The organism is Bdellovibrionales bacterium, assembly GCA_016716765.1.
Classification (GTDB): Bacteria; Bdellovibrionota; Bdellovibrionia; order Bdellovibrionales; family UBA1609; genus JADJVA01.
Map to the genome: position 1 here is coordinate 872508 of JADJVA010000025.1, position 19712 is coordinate 892219.

At 45.3% G+C, this 19712-nt stretch carries 19 protein-coding genes; 16 read left to right on the forward strand and 3 right to left on the reverse strand.

The genetic code is table 11. The features are described 5' to 3' along the window. Window position 1 precedes the first annotated feature (1 nt). From rpsM to IPL83_20665, 15 genes are all read left to right on the forward strand, one after another. Window positions 2–376 (forward strand): 30S ribosomal protein S13, encoded by a 375-nt coding sequence (gene rpsM / locus IPL83_20595; protein ID MBK9041517.1) that lies wholly within the window; start codon window positions 2–4, stop codon window positions 374–376. A 13-nt stretch (window positions 377–389) separates the two neighbouring features. Then, on the forward strand, window positions 390–800 hold the full coding sequence (gene rpsK, locus IPL83_20600) for a 30S ribosomal protein S11 (GenBank protein MBK9041518.1): 411 nt from the start codon (window positions 390–392) through the stop codon (window positions 798–800). 79 nt (window positions 801–879) lie between these two features. Continuing rightward, entirely contained in the window at window positions 880–1938 is a 1059-nt protein-coding gene (locus IPL83_20605; protein ID MBK9041519.1) for a DNA-directed RNA polymerase subunit alpha, read from the forward strand. 35 nt (window positions 1939–1973) lie between these two features. Further along, on the forward strand, window positions 1974–2477 hold the full coding sequence (rplQ, locus tag IPL83_20610; protein MBK9041520.1) for a 50S ribosomal protein L17: 504 nt from the start codon (window positions 1974–1976) through the stop codon (window positions 2475–2477). 425 nt (window positions 2478–2902) lie between these two features. Further along, entirely contained in the window at window positions 2903–3628 is a 726-nt protein-coding gene (locus IPL83_20615; protein ID MBK9041521.1) for a MotA/TolQ/ExbB proton channel family protein, read from the forward strand. Between the two features lie 52 nt (window positions 3629–3680). Next, window positions 3681–4136 carry a biopolymer transporter ExbD gene (locus IPL83_20620; GenBank protein MBK9041522.1) on the forward strand — a complete coding sequence of 152 codons (456 nt, stop codon included), beginning with the start codon at window positions 3681–3683 and terminating at the stop codon, window positions 4134–4136. A 20-nt stretch (window positions 4137–4156) separates the two neighbouring features. Then, the gene (locus IPL83_20625) at window positions 4157–4654 is read left to right on the forward strand and encodes a biopolymer transporter ExbD (GenBank protein ID MBK9041523.1); all 498 of its coding nucleotides are present in this window, start codon (window positions 4157–4159) and stop codon (window positions 4652–4654) included. 17 nt (window positions 4655–4671) lie between these two features. Continuing rightward, on the forward strand, window positions 4672–7746 hold the full coding sequence (locus IPL83_20630) for a tetratricopeptide repeat protein (protein MBK9041524.1): 3075 nt from the start codon (window positions 4672–4674) through the stop codon (window positions 7744–7746). Window positions 7747–7748: 2 nt separating this feature from the next. After that, window positions 7749–8069: a hypothetical protein gene (locus IPL83_20635; GenBank protein MBK9041525.1), complete on the forward strand. Its 321-nt coding sequence runs from the start codon at window positions 7749–7751 to the stop codon at window positions 8067–8069. Between the two features lie 62 nt (window positions 8070–8131). Continuing rightward, entirely contained in the window at window positions 8132–9427 is a 1296-nt protein-coding gene (locus tag IPL83_20640) for an AgmX/PglI C-terminal domain-containing protein (GenBank protein ID MBK9041526.1), read from the forward strand. A gap of 16 nt (window positions 9428–9443) precedes the next feature. Continuing rightward, the gene (locus IPL83_20645) at window positions 9444–10820 is read left to right on the forward strand and encodes a hypothetical protein (protein MBK9041527.1); all 1377 of its coding nucleotides are present in this window, start codon (window positions 9444–9446) and stop codon (window positions 10818–10820) included. A 42-nt stretch (window positions 10821–10862) separates the two neighbouring features. Further along, window positions 10863–11567 carry an outer membrane beta-barrel domain-containing protein gene (locus tag IPL83_20650; GenBank protein MBK9041528.1) on the forward strand — a complete coding sequence of 235 codons (705 nt, stop codon included), beginning with the start codon at window positions 10863–10865 and terminating at the stop codon, window positions 11565–11567. Beyond that, window positions 11564–13276, forward strand: coding sequence for a hypothetical protein (locus IPL83_20655; protein ID MBK9041529.1), 1713 nt, complete (start codon window positions 11564–11566; stop codon window positions 13274–13276). Before IPL83_20650 ends, IPL83_20655 begins: the two co-directional genes overlap by 4 nt. Then, complete coding sequence (locus IPL83_20660; GenBank protein ID MBK9041530.1) at window positions 13273–14280, forward strand: hypothetical protein; 1008 nt, start codon at window positions 13273–13275, stop codon at window positions 14278–14280. Before IPL83_20655 ends, IPL83_20660 begins: the two co-directional genes overlap by 4 nt. Window positions 14281–14322: 42 nt before the next feature. Continuing rightward, on the forward strand, window positions 14323–14964 hold the full coding sequence (locus IPL83_20665; protein MBK9041531.1) for a TlpA family protein disulfide reductase: 642 nt from the start codon (window positions 14323–14325) through the stop codon (window positions 14962–14964). Window positions 14965–14974: 10 nt separating this feature from the next. Here the strand turns inward: IPL83_20665 and IPL83_20670 are convergent, their stop codons facing one another. The 3 genes from IPL83_20670 to IPL83_20680 are packed head-to-tail and all read right to left on the reverse strand — an operon-like array spanning window position 14975 to window position 18040. Further along, window positions 14975–15493, reverse strand: a complete 519-nt coding sequence (locus IPL83_20670; protein ID MBK9041532.1) for a GNAT family N-acetyltransferase — start codon at window positions 15491–15493, stop codon at window positions 14975–14977. Further along, a complete protein-coding gene (locus tag IPL83_20675; protein MBK9041533.1) occupies window positions 15490–17454 on the reverse strand; it encodes a TIGR03545 family protein in 1965 nt (654 codons plus the stop codon). The genes IPL83_20670 and IPL83_20675 overlap by 4 nt, the downstream gene beginning before the upstream one ends. 58 nt (window positions 17455–17512) lie before the next feature. After that, complete coding sequence (locus IPL83_20680; protein MBK9041534.1) at window positions 17513–18040, reverse strand: TIGR03546 family protein; 528 nt, start codon at window positions 18038–18040, stop codon at window positions 17513–17515. A 193-nt stretch (window positions 18041–18233) separates the two neighbouring features. Here IPL83_20680 and IPL83_20685 point away from each other — a divergent pair, with 193 nt between their 5' ends. Further along, window positions 18234–19220, forward strand: a complete 987-nt coding sequence (locus IPL83_20685; protein ID MBK9041535.1) for an NAD-dependent epimerase/dehydratase family protein — start codon at window positions 18234–18236, stop codon at window positions 19218–19220. Window positions 19221–19712 lie beyond the last annotated feature (492 nt).

Consider the following 19712-nt stretch of genomic DNA (forward strand, 5'->3'; position numbering starts at 1 on the left):
GATGGCGCGTATTGCTGGTGTCGATTTACCAAGAGGGAAGAGGCTTGAAGTGGCCTTGACTTATGTTTATGGAATTGGCCGCGTAAGAGCTGCGAAGATCATGGAGAAGTCGGGCTTTGATATTAAGTTAAGGACTGATGATCTGACGGACGAGCATTTGGCAAAACTGCGATCGATCATGGATTCTAGCTTCAAGGTTGAAGGGGATCTGCGGCGTGAAGTTGGGATGTCGATTAAGCGATTGATGGATCTTGGCTGCTACCGTGGTATTCGCCATAAGAAGGGATTGCCGGTTCGAGGACAAAGTACTCGGCAGAATGCTCGCACTCGAAAGGGTCCCAAAAAGACGGTCGCAAACAAGAAAAAAATAGTTTAAAGAGGTATAATAGATGGCAACGAATCAACAACAAAATCAAACACAGGGATCTGCACCTCGAAAGAAGATCAAGAGGAATGTCCCTAGTGGTCGTTGTTATGTTACCGCGGGATTTGGGAATACAGTGGTTACCATCACCGATGGGGTGGGCAATGTAGTTTGTTGGTCTACAGCTGGTATGCTTGGGTTTAAGGGGAGTCGCAAAGGTACTCCGTTTGCGGCCCAAATGGCAGCTCAGGAGGCCTCTAAGAAGGCAGTAGATGCGGGAATGAAGTCGGTTGACGTTTTCATTAAGGGGCCCGGCGCCGGCCGTGAACCCGCTGTTCGTGCTATTGCTGCGAGTGGTTTGAGAGTTTCTTCCTTGCGTGACATAACTCCTGTTCCGCATAATGGATGTCGTCCTCCGAAGAGAAGAAGAATTTAGATTGGTTTCGTTGGGACATCTTTGCTATTTTTTTGAAGATGTTTAGAGAAAGGTAGGTTTGGCTGTGGGTGAACTCGATATGCAACCGCATTATTTTAAATTTTGGCGCGATCTAATTAAGCCCGCGGGATTTGAGGTCGATAAGGAGAGCTTGAGCGACAGCTATGGTAAGTTTGTGATTCGTCCGCTCGAGAGAGGCTATGGTGTGACTCTGGGGAATTCGCTGAGGAGAGTGCTGCTAAGTTCCATGATGGGCTCTGCTGTCTCAGCTGTTCGTTTTGAAGGGGTTCTTCATGAGTTCAGTACAATTCCGGAAGTTTTGGAAGATGTAACTGATATTATTTTGAATTTAAAAGAGGTTCGATTTCGTCAGTTTGATGCTGAGCCAAAGACCGTACGGGTAGTCAAGCAGGGGCCTGGAGTGGTGACTGCGGCTGACATCGAATTTAATGAGCAAGTAGAGGTTTTGAATCCGGAGCAGCACATTGCCACTCTTGGAAGGGACGCGAAGTTTGAAGCTGAATTAGTTATTAGTTATGAGCGTGGTTATCGGGAAGCAGGGGAAGCTCGTAAGGATTTGCCGTTGGGTTTCATTTCTGTCGACGCCATTCATAGTCCGATTCGTCGGGTAAACTACAGTGTGTCAGCAGCGCGTGTTGGTCAGCGAACAGATTATGATTCTTTGAGTTTCGAAGTTTGGACCGATGGTTCTTTGAAGCCAGAGGAGGCGGTTGCACTGGGATCAAAGATCCTAAAGGAGCAGTTGCAGGTCTTTGTTACTTTTGATGAGAATATTGAGCCTGTGAGCGAGCAGATAGAAGTGCTCTCGTCCCAATTGAATGATAATTTATTTAGGTCAGTTGATGACTTAGAGTTGTCAGTTCGGAGTGCCAACTGTTTGAAGAACGCCAATATTAGATATATTGGTGAGTTGGTCTGTAAAAGCGAAGCTGAGATGTTGAAGACCAAGAATTTTGGTCGCAAATCATTGAATGAGATTAAAGAAATATTGACGACCATGGGGTTGGGCCTGGGAATGAAAATTGACGGATGGCCGCCAGTTGGATGGGATCCTAACAGTCCTCCAAAGCCACCAGCTGCTCCAGCCAGTGGTGGTCCACGGGCTCCAGTAGCGTGATAGTAAACCTGGGGTAATTTTTTTCGGAGTAAGAGATGAGACATAATGTTGATAAGCATACTTTTGGACGTAAACAGGGACCTCGGATCGCACTTTTGCGAGGTTTGGTTTCAAGTTTAGTTAAGCACGGTAGGATCAAGACGACCTTGCCAAAGGCAAAGGAACTTCGGCGCCACGTTGAAAAGGCGATTACGATAGGCAAGGGCGGAACGCTTCATTCACGGCGATTGTTGCTATCTCGTTATCCTAATGAGGAGGCTGTGAAGACGATCGTGGGTGATTTGTCGGTTCGATTTAAGACTCGGCCCGGAGGCTACACGAGGATCATCAAGCTGGGGTGTCGCGCCGGTGATAAGGCCGAAATGGCATATATTGAGTTCGTAGATTTCAAGGTCCCTGAGGCAACTTCAGAAGAAGTTGTGAAAGGCGATGCTGATAGCAGAGAGCGCTCAAGGCAGGTTGCGAAGTCAGTGAAGAAGGCGAGAAAAGTAAGCCGAAAACTTCAAGGAACTGCAAGACGAGTCAATCGGGGCGCTTAGTAGCTTTTCATATTAGTTATCCATCGGTCTGCCACCCAAGGGGACCGATGATGCTGGTACTGAGTCGGCAAGTTTTTGGATTCTATTTTGGATCCCTCGAGTAAATTCGAACAACTCGAACAATTAGATCAATTCGATCAACTCAAACAGTTTAAGTAATTCAGTCCTTCAATTAGATCCACGTTTTACAAATGTGATCGATCTACTGTTACTTGATAAACGCTCTGCGTTTAAATAATCTGATTTTGGGCCTTATTTCAAAGAGGGCAGTACATTTCTCAACAAGACCTTGACGAGAAAAAAATTCAATATCCATAATTGAATAAATGGGGGCCTGTGGGAACTGGGTTTGAAGGGGGAGAATTGTGCGATCTTGAGGAGCACAGCCACAGATCATAAACATAAAACTTGTTTGGGGAGTGGCGATGAAATTCTTTGCAAGTATTTCAGAAGCATTTGTTCAGGGCGGCACATGGATGTGGCTAATTTTGGCAGTTCAAGTGGCTGCGACCGCGATTATCATTGAACGAGTGAGTTTTCTTTATTTTCGCAGAAAGAGTAACCAGAGGGCATTCGCAGCAGGATTTGAATCCCTGATTCGGCGAGGTCAGCTCAGTGAGGCCTCTCAGTTGGCCGAGAGAGAGCTGAGCCAGCAGCCTTTGGCGAGCGCTGTGCTCAATGGGCTTCAGGCTGCAATGAATCTCGGAGGCAAGGATGAGATTCAAGGAAAGATGGACGAGGCGCTCTTAGCTGAGAACGCTCGGATTGAGAAGAGGACCTCCTTTCTCCCTATGTTGGCAAATGTGGGAACACTCACGGGACTTTTGGGGACTGTCACGGGGATGATAACTTCATTTTCTGCAGTGGGTGATAAGGCCGGCCCAGAGAAGACAGCAGTTCTTTCTTCCGGAATTTCAGAGGCGATGAACGCGACAGCCTACGGACTCATAATGGCGATTCCCACTCTGATCATGTACGCAATTCTATCAAATCGGGCCAGCGCGTTGAGCGAGGATTTAAATCAGGCGGGTCTGAAGATCTATAATTGGCTGAGCTTTGCTTATGAACCTGTGGAGGTGCGTAGGGCCGCCGCACGGAGCAAACATCGCTCAGCAACTGAGAAGACAGTCGACAACACAATCGACGCTTAGTTTTTTGGGATTTGGATATTCATCTTAATTGGCGTTTGCCGGGGGACTGAGCATGGCCAGGGACAAAAAGGATCTTGATTTTGAGTTGAATTTGATTCCCTTTATCTCGCTGTTGTCCGCTTTGATTTGCTCGCTTTTGCTCTCAGCCACTCTCATAAACATTGGTTCCATGAATGTGAAACATGCCATTGGCGGTCAGTCGCTGGCTGAAACGAAGAAGGTCCCAGTGGTTTGGGCTCACATGGAAGAAGATGGAGGCCTCACTTTTCTTCTCAAGGACGCAGTAAAGGTGTCAGGGAAATTTGAGAAAACGCGGGTCGATGGGATAGATGGCTCAGTAAACCTCGAGGGTGTTGAGCGTCAGTTGGGCACACTGAAAGGCCTTGTTCCAGAGCTGAAAACGGTACTGATCCAACCCAGGGTCAATTCTGTTTTTGAGCAAATCATAGCTCTCATGGATCTTTGCAAGAAGGTGGGTCTGGTTGATTTAGGTATAGCTCCTCTCTGAGGAAAAATGGAGGCGAGGCCATGGTTCGAAGTATTATCCAGCACACAGCAATGTCGAGCCCAATTGAGGCGGCCTCCCATATTTCCCCCAAAGAGGGCAAGAATCGAAAAAGTTTAGTTGCGGGCCTCATGATTACCTCACTTGTCGATGCGTTCTCAATTTTGGTGATTTTCCTTTTGGCCAGCTTTTCGAAGTCAGGGGAGGTTCTCAGTTTATCAAAAAACATGGAACTGCCGCCCGCAAACCTTTCCGATGAATTAAAAAAAACAACTCTCATTAAGTTAGATTCAGGGAAGATATTTGTTGAGGACAAGGAAGTGACCATCAAAAGCTTGATAAAAATTCTCATTGAAATTCGAAAGCAAGCTGCCGCCTCATCTGGAAGTGATCAAAATGTTGAGCCATCCCTCACCGTTCAAGCGGATCGTCGCGTACCATATCATGAGTTGAGTCAGATTGTTTTAGCTGGAGCTCAGTCCGGATTTGGCGAAGTGAGATTTGCTGTATTGGCTAAATAGCGGAAATGGGGTTGAGTGTGTTGAATTTTTATATAGTGACTAGAGTCGCCCTGGGATTTCATCTTTCTCTGTCAATATCGGCCATGGCTTCAGATCGATCAACTTCAGGTGGGGAAGGTGATGTGTCGAAGCTGGCTTCCTCCTCTGGGTACAAGTCGAAGGATCAAGATCCTGGAACGACAGACCTTCTTATTGGCAAATTTGAAAAGGTGTATCTCAATCTTCCTCCAGAAGACGAATCAAAGATCCCTGTAACTTTGCGTTTGGCTGATCTTTTGGCAGAAAAGGCCCGTCATTTGTCAAACGAGGAGGCGGCAAAGACCTGCACAGAGTGTGGTTCGGGAAATCGGGAGAGAGAAAGGGCCATCGGCTACTACTCTGAGGTGGTAAATAAAATCTCGGAGGACAGGCGCGGAAGAGTTTTATCCCAAATGGGTCACCTTTATGAGTTAAATGGTGAATCCAATAAGGCCTTCGATCTCTATCGAAAGATCGCTGAGACAGATAAAAATCCCGAAATTTTGGCGGAGGCTCAGAATTCTCAGGGAGATTTGATGTACAGAAGACGTCAGTTCAAAGAGGCACTTAAGTATTACGAGGGAGCCCTGAATTTCAAAGACTTCGGAAATCGAGGTTATGCTAGGTATCGGCAAGCATGGTGTCTTTTCAATCTGGGCGAGCTTGATACAGCGAAGAACATATTAGAGGAGATATTAAAATCACCTTCTCTACTGACTCGCTCGGAATCAAAAAGTGACGGAATCATCTCCATCGATAAGCAATTTCAAGAGGAGGTTTCGAGGGATTTAGCGACCTTTGTCTCCCGCAAGGGGACGACGATGGCTGATGTTGAGATGATTTACAATCAAAGTCCTGAGAGCGCGCGAGTAGAAAATGTCACGTATCTTGCCAACGAGTTGGAAAGATTGGGACAGGCGAGTCAAAGTGCCGGTGTTTGGAAATTTCTATTGAACAAGCAGTCGGATCCTGTGAAGCGCCTGGAAGCCCATGTTCACTTGGCCCAGTTAGAGTCAATTCAAAATCACAGGGATGATTCCGTAGAGCAATTCGAAAGGGCTCTGAACCTTTGGAGGCAGATTGGAAATTGTACCGACGGAAGTTGCAAGGAGCTCAAACAGCGAACTAAGAACTTTGTGGTTGACTGGAATCGTGAGGTTAAAATTAATCCTGGTTCTGATCTGCTGACGGCTTACGAAAAATATTTAGAGGTCTTCAATAGCGACCTTGATATGGTGGTGTGGGCGGCCCTGCTTGCTCAACAGAGGAAAGAATGGAAGAAGGCGCTGAGTTTTTTTGAACGCGCAGCTGCGCTCCGGCTAGCAACAGATTCCAACTACATGACGGAGATGCCAAGCTATGAAAAACTACTTTTGAGTCAAATCGAAGTTGGAGAGCAGTCGGGAAGTGACGAACTTCTTGCTCATGCTTTTGACAACTATGTCCTCAAAAGCAAGGAAAGGAGCAAGTGGGTAGAAGTTAACTATCACAAGGCTCATCGTTTGTATAGAAAGGCCGACTATACAAATGCGGCCCTGGCTTTGCACGATGTTGCCTTGATGTCTGAAAATCAGTCTTTGGAAATAAAAATTCAGGCCGCTGATCTTGCGATGGATTCTCTCGTCATTTTAAAAAGAGATGGGGAGGTTGAGAAATGGGCGCTGGAATTCTCCAAAATCTTTAAGGACAAGGCGAACGAATATGAGGATCTTGCACGGCGATCTGTGCTCAATCAAGCCGTTGCAGAGTCGGATCGATTGATTGATTTAAATAGGATACAAAAAGCTTTGAGAATTCTTGATCGTTTTAAGGTGCAAGGAGCCAAAGATCCTGAATTGATTTCGTATTACAAAACCAAATTGATTTATGCTGAGAAATTAAGAAATCTTCCTCAAGTCTCTGACTCTATCGACAAGCTAATGTCCATTAAGTCAATTGATGAAAAGGACCTTCAGGTGGCTTTGGCAAGTAAGGCGTGGCTAGCCGAACTCAAACTTGATTTTAAGACCGCATTGAATGTTTCTGAAAAGATGAAGAGTTCGGAGGATTCAGAAGAGAAATTTTTAAAGTTGGCGATGTATGCTAATCTTGCTGGAATTGAATCAAAGTCCTATTATCAAAAGCTTTTACAGCGGACAGCGGATCCAGCGAGGCGCCTTGGCCTTGCTGTCAGGCTGGTGAGGGAATCAAATCATTCGCAAAAGGTATTTGACGAATTAGCACCAATTTTGAGAACGGACACTGAGGCCTATGCGCAGTTACAGTACGAGATTTATGTCAAGTTTGGCGATCGCCCCGGGGCTCTGAAGCGTCTGTCGGGTGATGTATTATCAAAAACGGAATCGGCCAAGTCCATTTGGCGCGAAGACTATCTTGCCCGATATAATGTCATTAAAGATAGAATTCAGCCTCATTCGCTGAGCTTCAAGAATGATGCGGTTCTTGCACGTACTTTAAAAGATCGCATGGCGATGTTAAGTAAATTGGAAGTCATGTTGAAGGAGGCAATGTCCAAGGAAGATTGGACCAGCCAGATGTTAACAGTTGGTTTACTAGGTCAGGAATCAAATCGAATCTATTCTGATATCCTGGCTCTTCCAGTTCCCCCTGGAATGAATGATCAACAGCAGGCAGAGTATTTGCAGTTACTTTCTCAACAGGCTGCTCCTCATCAAATCAGAGGATCTGAATTGACTGCAAAGTTTGCAGAATTTTGGAGTCATGATGGTTTACTCGCAGGATTTCGTGAAAAATTGTCGAGTCAAACAGGTGTTCAGAGAGACAGATATTTGTCGGAACTAAAATTGGTGGCCACGGTAGCACCTGATTCATTGAAGAAGTATCTGGAGGAAATAAGCACGTCTCCAACAAGTGAAAATGGAGTGGCAATGCCTTCTTTGGTGGAGCTGGAAGGCGCGAGAAGCTTGGTGAGAGACAATCCGTTTGATCGTGATCCCCTTGAAAAGCTGCTTGTTCTAGAAAGAAGGATGGGAAAGGAAGAGATGGTCGGATATTTGGAGAGGCGCCTGGCCCAGCTTGCGGATTCACCACCAGTGTCTACAAAGAGGGAGTGAGGATGGGACAAATTTTGTTGAGAGGACGATTAATTTTTATTTTTCTAGGAATCATCGGGTTCGCCTGCGGTCAGCTCTCTTCTGTTGGCTTGGAAGCAAAAGCGAAAGATGAGAAAGTAAAAAAGATTGAGAAACAGGATGGCGGTAAAAATACGGATAAATTATCAACAAGTCTTAGTTTTGAAGACTTATTGGTACAGGGAACATATCATTTTTCAGATGAAGCTGTTGCGACGGTGGAGGAAGATAAGGTGTTGGATTCGCTATTAGTCATACGCAAGGACTTCAAGGATAGAATCAAAAGAAGTGCAAGCCGTTATTAGCGATATTTTTGATCGGATGTGTAGCTACATAAAGGTCTAAATCTTTAGGTTTTGGAGATGTGATGCAGGGAACTTACGGGCGGTTGATTTTAGAGAATGAAATGGGTCGGGTTGTTCGAACTCTTGATTGGGAGAGTGAATCAGCTGTTCTCGTTTTTCGGCACGATACCAACCGCATTGAAATTCATCCAGATCTGAAGTGGCTGGATCAGGAAGGCGTCGGATATACAACGATCCTTGATGAAATTTCTCGCACTCAGCTTGAACTGAAACCGATTGAGATAGAAGGAATTGGTCGATTGGCGCTCGTTCCTCAAGTATCCAATCATGAAGTAAATATCAAAATATTCGAGGAGGATGGAAGTCGACATTGGTGGCGGAGTCTCGCAATGTCGACAGTCGGTATTGGTGGATTGATTTTTTTGTCTTTAACAATGCCTCGGGAGAATCTCCAATCAGTTGAGACGCCAACGGAACACGTCGTAAAACTAATCAAAGAGAGAGCCCAAGAGGTGGTGGAGCAGCCAGCGCCGGCGAAACCATTGGTGGTGGCACCGAGACAAGCCCTGCCGCATTCGTTTGGGAGATCTTCAGGTGGACCTCTTATCGGAGGAGGAGGGAGCGGTGGAGGGATCAAGCGTATGGGTGCTCTCGGAGTACTCGGAACTTTGACAGCCACAGGTCAAAAGCAGTTTGGGGGAGTGAATTTGGGTGCTATCAAAACTTCCCCGGGTCCAGGGCGAGGGGGAGGATCTGCGAGCAGTGGTGGAGTTCAAACAACACTCTATGGGCGAGGAATTTTGTCAGCGCCCTTAGGTGGTGGAGGAAATATCTATGGCTCGGGAGGCCTGGGGACGGATGGGGTCGGCTCGACAGGCAAGGGTGGAGGTCAAGACGGTGGGGGCCAAATTGCTCTCTATGGAGCGAACGGAGACGGTACCAGTAGCTACGGAACTAAAGGCAAAGGTGGCGGCAAAGAGGGCTATGGACAAAATACCATGATAGGTTCGGCTGGTGGCGCTCCCGTACCTCTGGGGAGAGAGGCAATTATTCAGGGCGGTCTCGACAGTGAAATGATCTCGGCGGTGATTCAAAAAAATATGGGACAAGTCCGATTTTGTTACGAGCAGGGCTTGCAGGGTGATCCAAAACTTTCGGGTAGAGTGGCCATAAATTTTATTATTGGAACAAGTGGATTGGTAAAAATTGCGGACATAGGCAGCACATCGCTCAATTCAAAGATCGTTGAAGACTGCATTCTGCTTCGTTTGAAATCATGGAAATTTCCGTTACCCGAGGGGGGAGTTGAAGTCAAAGTATCATACCCCTTCCTATTACGTAGGACCGGCCAGGGCTGAGTTCAAGAGGATGGTTATGCAGAGAGAATTGTTGTGCAGTTTCGGTGTTCTATTTTTTCTTTTTGGCTGCAGTGGAGGTACGAGTCAAGATCCTCTCGCAAAGCAGCCTGAAAACGTGAGGCAGGGCATTCCACCCAGCGATAAACCCAGAGAGAATAGAAACCCTATCCCTCGTGAGGCCATGAGGCTTGAGATAGAGCCAGAAATTCCAAATTTTGCAGAGAATCAAGAAGGTGTCTTGAAAATCAACGGAACTATTCTTGGCTTTCTAGATGAAGCCTTTGAGATTGAAATCAAAAATCTTCCTAAAGGTGCGAGCTACGACCAGGCTACTGGAAAGATGGTTTGGACACCTGATGCGGATGTGGTGATTGGGAATGACTACATGGCGACTTATGAGCTGGTGGTGCAAATGAGCACACTGAGATCTCCGGTTCTGTCGATGATACGCAAGATACCCTTGTTCGTTCAGAGAAACGCAGAACGCCCAGAGATCATTTCGGTAGAGACTCCAGCGGAGGTGATCGAAGGGACCGTACAAAAAATGACTGTCACTGTTCGCGATCTCGATTCAAATGATGGTACCTTATTCATCTTTCGAGAGCCTCATTTAACTCTTGTACAAATTGAAAATACAATACGAGATGGATCATCTTTAGTAAAACTGGCCAATTCAACAATATTGAAACCCAACCCTGAACGAATGGATCCCAAAGATCCAAAATATGATCCCAATGTTTGGATATTTTCCTTGATGGTGGACGCTAGAGATAAGGAACTAACGAGCGGACGAGACATTTTTAACTTTGGCCTTATTGCTACCTCTCGATTTGGTCGGCCTTCTGCGGAGGGCGGAGTGCCGAGTCAGCCGCGCCTTGTTTCAATACCTATTATTTCGAAAGTCCCAAGGGCTCTGACGACCTGGCCAGATACAATTTTGCGGATTAAGGAAAACGAACGAACAGTCATTAACTTCGATGTTTATGCTCCGATAGGGGCACTTGGCTTTCGGGCGCAGCCCGAAGGAGATGGAGTCCTTGATCCCGTTGAGATCAAGGAAAATTGTCATCCGCTGATGCCTGGAACTGCTGAGTGCAAGTGTGTGAAAGATAAAAGTTGGAGATATCAGTGCAGCATGACTTGGCAGCCGCCGAAGTCGCAAGAAACTCCACCGACTGATCCAACGCCAACGCCCGCACCTGCACCTGCACTTGCACATAAGTCTGTCCCATCGCCGGTACCACTGCAATTCGAAGACGTCAAAGCAGACTTGGGCAGGTATCCCATTGCTTTTCGGGTGATCAATCGAAATGCCTATCGACCATCCGATTCTGAAATCAGTGAATTTGTTAGGCATGTTGAAATTGTCAAAGACCCAGTTGTGGTGAAATAGGTTTAGGTTGGAGAGGATGACAGCAATGGAGCGGATACAAAAATGGAATTGATGAAAAGACAAAGAGGAAGAATTTCCAAACTGATTTTGGCTTTTATTTCGTTCGCAGTCATGAATACAAGCGTGGCCGACCTGATGGAGGATTTTAATTCCCTGGGTGGAAATAATGTTCTTTTAGAAAAAGCCCAGGCACTTAACCCCGACACTAAAATTGAAATTGTTCAGAACCGTATCGTCAATCGTCACTTGAGAAATGAATTTCAATTTGGTTACGGCAATGTTATTGGAGGAGACGCTTATTTAAATAGTCAGTACGCAGGCCTGGACTACAGTTTTCACTTTAATCCGCGATGGTCTTTAGGATTTAAGTATTCCTACTATATGAATGAATTGGCCTCAGAGGGAAGCCACTTAATTAGCCAATTTGGTTACATTCCTGAATTGGATTGGCCAAAGCAGTCCTATCAAGGGGTCATCAACTATTACCCTATCTACGGTAAGTTTAATTTCTTTGGTATTGGGATCGTTCATTTCGATTTTTATGTCTTGGCGGGATACGGCAACATTGAACTGAAATCAGGTCATACGGCGGCAGTCACAGCTGGTGGTGGTTTTGGTTTTTGGTTTTCTCAACATCTCACCAGTCGTTTGGAATTACGCTATCTCAATTATGAGAGCGAGAGACTGGCGGGAGCGGCAAATATGAAGTTGATGGTAGCAAATTTTGGGCTTGGGTATTTGTTATGAATACAAAGTATTTTTGGTTGATTGAACTCTCTCTGGCATTGACGTTTACGACGGCGACGGCGACGGCGACGGCCACGGCCACGACCACGACCACGACCACCAAGGACAGAAGCGCGCGAGTCGATAATTCAACTGAACAAGAGGACCTTTTGAATATTCTCGGCGCAGAGCCTGATGATGCTCTTTTTCAAGAACACCATGAATGGACGATCTCCCTGCGCAAGGAATTGGGAAACCTCACCGCGGAACAAAATATCTTTCTTTCTTTTCTAGATAAGAATCAATATGAGAAGGCCATTTATCAGTGGTGGCCAGCTTTTGAAGCAAGTGATTTTCGAAAGACGTCTTCTGGGCGAGCTCTGTATGCATTTCTTTTGTTTAAGAATCAACTAGAGGTGAATGGTCTTCAAAACCTAATGGATATTGAGAAGCCAAATGAAATTCACTCTGATCTGGTAAAGCTTTGGAAGCTTTTGGTTCCCGCAGGGAGCTCTGTATGGAATTTAGTTAAAGTGAATTGGAGCGATGAATGGACGACTGTCTTTGATGTCGCAACAGAGGTCCAGGTGCGTAGTCGCCAAATGCATGATCTGTCCGATACAGGAAAAATCTTTGAATTGTTGAGAAAAACGGGACTTGGTAGTCGTGAGCGCTCTTGGCTCGAGTGGCAGATGGCCCTTGGACTTTCGCTGGCTGGGGATGTTTCCAAAGCGGCAAAGGTATTGGCCCATTTAATGAAGGACAAAAACCAGCTGATTTCAGAAGATATCCAAAATGTCACTGCAGCTCGATTGCTTTACCAGCAGGGTTATTTGGGTCCTGCAATCAATTATTATTCTAAAATCCCCATGCAGAGCGAATACTGGTATACGGCCCAAGAGGAAATGGCTTGGTCCTATATTAGAAAGGGAGAGCCACAGAATACCTTGGCGGTAACTCAGACTTTGATGCATAAGGATTTTGCTCCTCAGGTCGGTCCTGAGACAATATTTTTGAGAGCATTGGCTTTTCTCAAAGTTTGCGACTATCCGGAAGTTGTGAATACAATCAATGAATTCAGGAAAAGATTTAAAGACAGAGCGCAGATCATGATGTCGTTGAGGGAGACGGGTCAATCGCCTGATATCGAAAAGTTGATGACCGAACTGAGAAAGGGAAGAGTTCGATTACTTAGCCTTGGGTCCTCGGCAGGCAGAATACCAAGTTATGTGAGTCGTGATGAAGTTCTCTTTGATCTCGTGCAGGCGCAGAAGGCTCTTGAAATTGAAGCTCAGTTAGCAGGAGATCTCTACTCCCGGTCTTTGACTGGAGGAAGCGATCAGGTTGGTTTTCAGGCTCGATTGGAGGATCTTAAAAAGCTAGCAGAACAGAAACTTCAGAGCGCAAAGAGCGCAACCTATGCTCGTATTAAGGACTTGGCGAGCGACGAGGTAAGCGAAATTCAGAGGATTTTACAAAAGATGCAAATTGTGGATGCGGAGGTTATTCAACAGATAGATAGAGCTGATCGAATTATTCAAGCAAATTCAAAAATGAAGGATCAAAATAAACGGAGGAGCGATGATCTGGTTAAATTGGGTTCGACTGGGAGTCGGGCCAAGCACGCGGTAAAATATCCATTTGAGGGTGAAACCTGGTTTGATGAGTTAACCAATTATAAAGTGAACATCAAGAAGGGTTGCTTGGCCTCTCGTGGAGGAGCCCATTGAATACGATATTTCGCTTCTCATTTCTTTTGGCCCTCTGGGGCTCAGCGCTAAGTGGCTGTTCTCCTCCAGCGAATGAGTTTCTCATCCCTCGACCTGATCCAACGGTGGAAGTCAAAAATAGGATTGGAGACATCAAACTTATTTTTAAGCCTCAGGTGGATATCTTATTTGTGGTCGATAGCTCTGGAAGCATGATGACGCACCAAAGGAATTTGTCTTCAAACATTGATCTTTTCACCAATGGGCTCTCAAGGACTCAAATTCTCGACTACCACATTGGAGTGACTACGACCGATTTCGAATACGGTGATGTGGGAGTCTTGCGAGGGACTCCAAGTTTTGTGGAGCGCAGCACCACCGATGGATTGGTAAGACTAAAGAATAACCTCCTTGTAGGGACCAGCGGTTCTGGGACAGAAAGTGTCTTCTATCCGACTTATCAGGCTCTTTCTGAACCAAATCTCAGTGGAGTCAATCGACTATTTTATCGCAGTCAAGCCTATTTGGCCTTGGTTTTTGTGACCGATGCGGCCGATCATAGTAAAATGAGTGCCGACGCGCTCTACCAGTTTTTGATGAATTTAAAAAGCTGGGACAAGGATAAGCTTATTGCCTATGGAGTGATCGTTCCTTCGGCCGATGATATCTGCCAGAGGGATGATCCGAGAATGAAGCCGTTGAGCATTGAAGAGTTCTTACACATGGTCAAGGGGCTTTCTTTTAGTCTTTGCGCCACAGATTTTGGTAACCGCTTAGGGGAAATCGGCGATGATTTGGTTAAAAAAGTGGGAATGTTTATTCCTTTGAAGCAACTTCCTGTGGTCTCGACGATCCGGATTCGCTATGGTAAACAGGAGATCCCCGAGGATTTAAAGCGGGGTTGGAGTTATGATCCTGAAAGAGTTGGAATCAATCTAGGAGCCGAAATTGAACTTGAGGAGCAATCCGCAGGAACGGATTTGGAAATCGGATTTATACCTGCCCTCTTGGAGACTCCAAAATAACTCAGGCCTGATTGCCGCATCAGACTTAAGATCGAGGGTAAAATGAGACACGGATTAAATGGGATGATCGCTGTTGTATTTGCTGGTGCCATTATGTGGCTCGGGTGGTGGAAGTATCAGGATTTTTTGACTCAAGGCTCGCGTCCCCCTCCAGGAACGCAGAAATTAAATGAAATGGAAGTGGAGGGGGTCCCTGATTTTAGTATTGAAGATCTTGACGGAAATCGTGTGGAGCTTTCTGATTTCAAGAATAAAATTGTTATCCTGAGCTTTTGGGCTTCCTGGTGTGAGCCCTGCGTTCAGGAATTTCCGTCTTTAGTTCACTTGATCAAGGAAATGAAAGGTGATGTTGTGTTGCTGGCGATCAGTGCTGACCATACCCTCGAAGCCCTTCAGGCATTCATTAAGGCTTTTGATGCGAAGGATCCGAATATTAAAATTATGTGGGACAAGTCACAGAGGGTGGCAGGCCTTTACGGCACCGAGGTTCTTCCAGAGTCATATATATTGGGATATCAAAATAAAGTGATCCGTAAAATAGCAGGCGTGGACAAATGGGATGGCCCACAGGCCATTTCTTTTTTTAAGGAATTGGTTGAGCTCAGAAATCCAAAAATAAAAGAAGACACGGATGCGGAGGAAGAAGAAGAGCCTGTAGAGGCTGGAGGAGCGGGGGGGAAGTGATAAAAGATCTCTACCAATTTTTCTTTAGCTCATAATAGGGCCACCGACCGATGAGAGATCCCGTTACCTGATAGCCACACTTACGAAATAGATTTTGTGCTTTTATGTTTTTAATGTGAGTTTGGGCCTTTGCGTACTTGCTTCCCAATCCTATCATCCATTCTTCGGCTGAAGCTAACAAGCGTGAGGCAATTCCAAAACGTCGATGTTCTGGTGTGAGATAGTGACTAAAAAAACTCCCGTAAGCCAAGTTGTCGGCATCTGTTTTGATAGAAAAGACAGAATGTCCTATGAGTTCTTCGTGTTCGTCAGAGGCGACTAGAATCCGGTGATGCCGATCAGAAGAGTCTGAGCCTAGGATGAGGCCTTTTGTTTTTTCATAGGTAAAATCAGGAAACACCTCGCGAGCGAGCTTTGGATCGCTATTGAACTCGGGAATTGTTTCGAGAACGGCCTCCATGGCTCGACCAATCACGAGATCAATCTCATTGAAATTAGATCTGTCTGCCTCACGAATATGAATTCTCATTTAAATTTTATCTTCTTCTTCAAGTCCTCAATGACCTTTTTGCCTGCTTCTTCTACTTTCTTCTTTTGTCCGTCCTCAGAGGATTTTTTGCTCCCGGTGAGGCGGTCTTCGGCATCCTTTTTGGCCTTATTGACTTCGCTGTTGACCTTGTCGAGTTCCTTGTTGACCTGTGCTTTGACCTTGTCTACTTCGGCGGTAAATTTGGCTCGCTCTCCCGCGATTTTTTCGTCTATAAGCGCCTTTATCTTGGCTCTGGCCTGCTCAATCTTTTCGTCCAATTGTTTCTTAAAGCCCTTTGCTATTTCATCACCCAAATTTGATCGCAGTCCTAAATTAAGATTTTTCCAATTTCCAGTGGCACTTGCGTCGAGTGTTATGACGGGTATTCCAGAGGTTACATTTGTCAGAATCTCATGGACCATTTTTGATCTGGCTTCGATATCATATTTTAGATCAGCAAAGTTATTTTTAACTGTGATTTTGAGTTCTTCATTTTCGAGCACGGCATTGAGATCAGAACTTCCCTTGGCTTGGGTTAGTATGAGCTTAACTTCCGCGCTGTCTGAAAATTTTTGAGGCTGGACTGGAAAAGAAGCAATGCTTGCTTGCATTGTTTCTTTTGGGTTGTCCGTCGTATGATCCAAAGTAATTTTTGTTACGAGGCCCATGAGCATTTGCTTTGGAAAATCGCCTTCAAAGTTAATTATGGTTGGTTTCCCAATCTGGGCGGGATTCGAGGTCAAATCAAGAAGTTCACCCTTAACACGTCCGCTGTATTCGCTGCTTTGACTGGGCTCAGAGCTAATGCTGGCTTTTTTGAGCCAAAAAAGAGGGTATCCGCGAGTGACGGGAAAACGGTAGTTTTTGCCATCGCTTCGGGGTCGAGGGACAATTTGTTCGTCAGCTGAAGCCTTCTTTTGCTCATCAGTTTTTTGGGGAGGAAGATATTCGCGGGCCACCGTCATATATTTTTGGATAGTTACGAGCTTATCTGCAAACATCTTTCCAAACAATTTTTTTGAGAAATCACCCACGTCGATTTGAGGGATCTTGAAATGCTTTTCTAAGTCTTGGACGTCTTGCTTAATGACCTGATCGAGGTCTTTAAATGCGGTGTCGATGGCTTTTAAATCGCTGTTAACCCCGTCGCTTGTTTCTTTGACCGATTTTATTTTTTGATCAGCCTCTTTTACAAGAGATTGGATTTCTCCGATGGAGGCGGCAAATTTAACGGGATCTTTGGTGTCAATTTTTATGGCCTTAACTCTCGTTTCAAAATCCTTGAGCTCGTCACTTCTTGGGAGAGCTTTAATGCGTGCATCCCACAAGGCTTGCTTCTCTTTGAGACTGGCCTCCAGTTCCTTAATCTTAAGGTTCGACTTAAGATTAGATTCAAGATTTTTAATTTGAGCAGTGGGATCGGCTCCCTCAATGATATTGGCCAAATCACTCAGAAGATTACCCTCAAATTCCTTCTTGGTTTGGTCGAGAATTCCACTTTCAAGCTTTGCCAGGGCTGGTGATTTCCCGTCATTGACACTGGATTCCACAGGAAGTATCTTACCGGGCCTCAGCCGGGGAGGAAAGGCTTGGATATCAACAATAGAGGCCTCTTCGACCACGAATTTTGCCCGAAGAAGGGCATCCCACAAGAAACCAAAGCGAATTTCACCGATTGAAAAAAGATTTCGAGAAGGATCCTCCTTGTCTGTGACCTGCAATTCAGAAAGACGAAAGCTTCCACCTAAAAAACTGGTTTTTACTCGGCCAACATTCACCTCAGCCCCATGAATGTGGGTTCCCGTAAATTCGATCAAGAAGCGAAGGTGGCTATCGAACAGAAAAGAAAAATACAATCCAGCACACACACATATAACTGTGACGGGAACGACGGCCTCCCATCTCAAAGGCCCCTTCACTTTTTTTACTTTTTCTTTTTCTGGTGTTTTCGGTGAGCTCAATTTGGTTGTCCTTGTTTTAAGTCGTTTGTTCACTTGTCAATGAAAGGAGGGATGAGACTCAGGCTCCGTAAAGCTGATCGTATTTAAAATACCATTTGTAAAGGGAGGTGGCCTGAATGCCCTTCCAAATCTTTGTGTTTTTAAATCGCTCTAAAATGTCTTTCTGATATTTCAAAACTAACAAACGAGCGATCACAAAAACAAAGGGGCTGGCGACGATCGTAAAAACGCCGGAGCCCATGACGATGGAATTGTTGAATCGAGTAAAGGGAATAATGGGAAGATTGTAAAGTAAAACGAAGGTTTCCTGGAGGCTTGGCATCTCGAGAACCTTTCTTCCAACCACATCAAAAATAGGATCAAGCAGGTAGCCCGCAAAAGAAAAAAATCCGGCAGAAACCATTGCAGCCCCAGCCTGAATTCTGAACAGAAAAATGCAAGCAAAGACCAAAAGAGTTTGCAGGGACAGCGCGGGAGTCATTCCCAAAATGAATCCAGCAGCGAGACCGGCAGCAATTTGATTGGTTCCGTTTTCAGAATTCAAAAGTTTGATGAATTGAAAGACCTGTTTGAGGATTAATCCCATATCTTTGTTCCTATTTATTTTTCCTAAAGTTATAGACCGCTTCTTCGGTCCAAATTGGTCCAGTTCTGTCCGTGCATCATTTTTCCGGTATTCCTCTTCTGAGTCAAATGGATGCAATGCATCCAAAAAGGGGGATATGGAATCTCGGGCTTGATGGGTGTAGGTTGTCGGCCTGAAAGAGGTAAATAACCTGATGGATAGAAGGACGTGGTTAGTTACGGGAGCGGCTGGGTTTATTGGTTCTCACCTCGTGGGACGTCTTCTTGGCGAAAGCCAAAAAGTGGTCGGGGTTGACAATCTTTCTACGGGCAAGTGGGAGAACCTGCAGGAGGTGTTGGGTCGGTTAACTAACGGCCAACAGAAAAGTTTTTCATTTATCTGTGACGACATCGGGAATGTGAGGATGATGGAGAGGGCTCTGAGCGGCGTTCATGTTGTTCTCCATCAGGCGGCAGTGGCTTCAGTGCCTTTAAGTATCGAAAGTCCTCATTATGTACATGATACGAACGTCACGGGTTTTCTCAATATTTTGAATTCGGCGAAGAACGAGGGCGTTAAGCGCGTGGTTTATGCTTCAAGCAGTGCTGTTTACGGAGATAATCCGACCGCAATTAAGTCTGAGGGTGATTTGGGAGAGTTACTTTCGCCCTATGCCGTGACTAAATTCATTGACGAGTTGTATGCCGCGCAATTCCATCGTCACTATAAAATGGAAACGGTTGGACTGAGATATTTTAATGTTTATGGGCCGAGGCAGGACCCGCAAGGATCCTATGCAGCAGTCATTCCAAAATGGATTGAAGCTCTTCGCAAAGGTGATCCGATTTTGATTCATGGAGATGGAACGACAACGCGGGATTTTTGTCATGTGGATGACGTTGTGGCGGCAAATATTTTGGGGGCCACAGTCACTCGTCAAAGTGCCTTTGGTAAGAGCTATAATATCTGCAGTGGTGAGGAAACGAGCTTGAGTTCACTCGCGGAAGGACTCGTTAGCCATTGGAGTAAAAAGTTCCCTCAGGCCCCTCGACCTGAGATAACTTACAGTCGCTTTCGTGATGGAGATATTTACAAATCTTGCGGAAGCTACGAATTGGTTCAGAAGGAGTTGGGATTTGCTCCCAGGCTTCGTCTTTCTGACGGGCTTATCAAGTTGTTCGACAATCTCAGTGACCAATGAAAAGAAAGTCAGAAATGCTTTTTTTTTAGAAAACTGACAAGATGTAAAAACAACATGTGCCAGTGTCGATGATGTATCGAGTCACGGCTCCTGTCTTATAGCCAGTAAAAGATCGCATTATTGCTGAGGGATCAAAGGCAAAAAATATTTTTATGCAACTGCTCAAAATGAATGCGGATTCGATGCGGATTTCATTGGCTCCCTTTTCGTTTTTGTCGTGATGTGACTTTTTAATATTCAAACCTTATGGTTCTTTATCTATCTACAATCAAAGAGCTTTTCAAAAATGAAAAGGCTGCACTTCGAGAAAGGAAGAATCCACTCGGAGGTGTGTTAAGCGGACCTATGGCAAAGTGTTATCGGAGGGGATTTAGAAAAAATTTTAAGGATCAGATATTTTTTAAGATCTGAGCGATCGTGGCACCGCTCTTGCAAAATTAACTGGCCTTTCCTCAGAGTTTTTTACGAATTTTTAAAAGCATTGAAAAGAGT